Annotated in this window: 2 protein-coding genes; one reads left to right on the plus strand and one right to left on the minus strand. The window is 47.7% G+C overall.

The window, feature by feature from the left end; all coding sequences use genetic code 11:
• The coding region (locus ELI80_RS16385) for a hypothetical protein (protein WP_236641369.1) at positions 1–250 on the plus strand (250 nt) is incomplete at its 5' end.
• A 157-nt stretch (positions 251–407) separates the two neighbouring features.
• On the opposite strand, the gene ELI80_RS06680 is transcribed toward ELI80_RS16385, so the two are convergent.
• Entirely contained in the window at positions 408–2,657 is a 2,250-nt protein-coding gene (locus ELI80_RS06680; protein WP_136650348.1) for an AAA family ATPase, read from the minus strand.
• Positions 2,658–2,709: the final 52 nt, after the last annotated feature.

Here is a 2,709-nt window from a genome sequence, read left to right on the forward strand (position 1 = left end):
TATCGGATCGTCAGAACGCTGCTACTGGAAGCACGTCCCAAACACTCAGATGTCTCAGCTCGAACACGACCTCGCCGCATCCAGAAAACGAGTGCGCGACCTCGAACAATCCAACACTGAGCTGCGGCGCCAAATAACTGCGGCTGCCACCGTGATCGCGGAACTTTCCGCCCGCCTACATCGTCCGCCTGTGGGCACCGTCGCCCATTTATCTTCGAAAAAGAGCAAATCCGACGGCAGGCGCACTTAGAAAAACACAGAACTCCATTGTGATTACTCCCTAGTTTCTCAGAAAAGTACGGAACGATGGCCGCATCGCTGATGCCACAATCTCTAGCAATCCACAAAGACCTGAAAGGTTGATCGGCCTATTGTTGCGTGAACCGCCGCTTCATTCAAAAAGGAGCCTAGCCTGTCCGTTTGTTTAACTCTGCTTCAATATTTCGTCGACCTTGCTTCCCTCTGAATTTGATGAGCAAGGCCCGAAAATGGTCAGGATCGACTACCTGCAGCAGTTTGAGTGTTTGTATCACGGCGAGTTCTACTTCATTTCGCGAAAGTACCCCGCCTGTTTTACTAAGTTCTGTGTGTGACAGCCCGTTAACGATCTTCGAAAGTGCAGGGGATAAGACACGATTCTTTTTAGCAAGTATGCTGTCAATACGAGTGCCAAATAGTTCACTACCGGGCGCTCGAAACTCTGAAAACCCTTCCAGCACTTTGCGACAAAAATTTCCAGTACCCAACTCTGGAACTTCGTTGTCTAGCAAGCCCTCAAATGCTCGCAGGACCATATAAAACGAAAGCCAATAGTCATTGGTCAGTTTAATCGCGTCGTCATCCCACTTGCGACACCGTGTGGATTGGTTCCCACCCCTGAAGTGGTCTTTATACACTTCATAGAAGATTGATTTGGGGGGAATATCCTGCCCTTTATCTTTGGATGGAAATGCCCGCCCGCCGAGCCTCGATTGCAGAATCTTCAAATAAGTGTGGCTATGTGTGAAATAGACTAATGCCGCTGGCTTCGGATTTGTGAAATGGTTAGAGATAAATCTGTCAACCGTGAGCAGTCGTGCCTCATCTAGCTCCGAACCTAAATCATCGAAGATCACTACCGTATTCGCCATAGATTGTTTTCGATCTTCGGTCATAAATTCGGCACAAAAATATAGAAGTGAGACTAATTTTTTCTCACCTTCTGACATCGCATCTGCTCGCTGATCATGGCGGGTGATGCGGTAACCCTCACCTACATTTCCCTCTTCTACACGCAGCGAATTCTCTCCAAGAATGAGGGAGAGGTTTTGATCGAGAAATTGTGCAGTATCAGCGGTAGTAGATACTTCCTTTTGCAGTGTGCTCAGGAGGTCTTGCGCGTCGCTGTGAGTTTTATCAGCCTCAATTACATCTTTCTGAGCAGTACTCACTGCTTTTGCAGCAGCTTTCCATCCACCGCCGTCTATCGCACAACAGTGCTCTTTGAGCTGTTTGATGGCTTGTTCCTGATTCGCAGAATGGCCTTCTATTTTTTGAACTGCTTCAGTGTGAGCCTTACTGAGCACACTGTACTTGGTTTGAAGCTCCGTACTGTTGATTTCTGGCTTCTCATCCTGAATCGATAGATGCGGATTTTTCACTCGATCGTCAAGTAGCTTTTCAGCTTTTTTAAGATCCTTCAACACGTGACCTATTTCAACGAGGACTTCGTCGCTTTTCGTCTGAAGGCCTTCACCATAAATAGAGGAAGTAAAATCAGCATTTTCGAGCGCAGTCTCTAGCTTTGCTAACGACGAGGAAGTATGACGACATTTTGCTAGTTCTTCCTTGACCAGCGATGATGCCTGTTCCTCAGCTTGTCGGATTGCGTCGGTGAGTGCAGCGATCCTCTCTGTCTCAACGAGCCCCCCGCAGAACTGGCAAGTATCACCAGGTTTATGCGTATTCATACCTTCACGCACCCAATCGTTGACGATAACGGTGACCGATTGTGCCGCAGGAGTTGTTGAGCTGACTTCATCCCATAGAGCATCGGAAAATGACCACTGCTCAGGCAGACTCGGCAATTGGGGTAGAGCTCCGGGTGCCTGAGAATTCGCTATACGAAGCTGTTCGTCCACTTCTGTTTGACTTAAAACTTTACTATTGTCGTTTTCGAGCAATGAACGAATTGCCTGACGCCTGAACTTCGATCCGTTCAAGCTTGAGCACTGTTTTTCGAGGGTTTTTCGTTCGCCGTTAAACACATCGTCGATAACTTCGTCTTTGGCCTTTTCTGCGGCTGTTAGCACATCCTTTTTAGTCTTCAGGTCACTCTTTGCAGATTCCCAGTCGTCTTGCGCCTTTCTAATTCGTTCCTCAAGGTCGGCTGCACCGTCGTTGAGTTTGACTGTAGTAACGCCTTCTGCCGAGCCGCCTTCAATGAAATCTCCGACCTTGTCTTTCCTCCATTTTTCATCGAACGCAATGACGTTGAGAGGCTCTTCCCCGTTGGACTGATCGTTCGTTAAAGTCGCAGCTTGACTGAGTACTTCACAAACAGTTGATTTTCCGGACCCATTAATGCCGAAGAATACTGAGTCTTCTAACAGTGTGACTTCGGTCAGGGAATTCTTTGCAACATTTCGAACAGATTCGTTTTCTTTAACCTGGATCATGCAGTCGATGTTAGGGACGTGCTTTTAGTAGCGCGGTTCTGACGATCGGATA

This window comes from Paracoccus aeridis, assembly GCF_004923205.2.
In the GTDB taxonomy this organism is placed as follows: Bacteria; Pseudomonadota; Alphaproteobacteria; order Rhodobacterales; family Rhodobacteraceae; genus Paracoccus; species Paracoccus aeridis.

What these genes read in the sequence shown, in the direction of transcription:
- ELI80_RS06680 (WP_136650348.1), bottom strand. Translation starts at nt 2,657, where the DNA reads ATGATCCAGGTTAAAGAAAACGAATCTGTTCGAAATGTTGCAAAGAAT.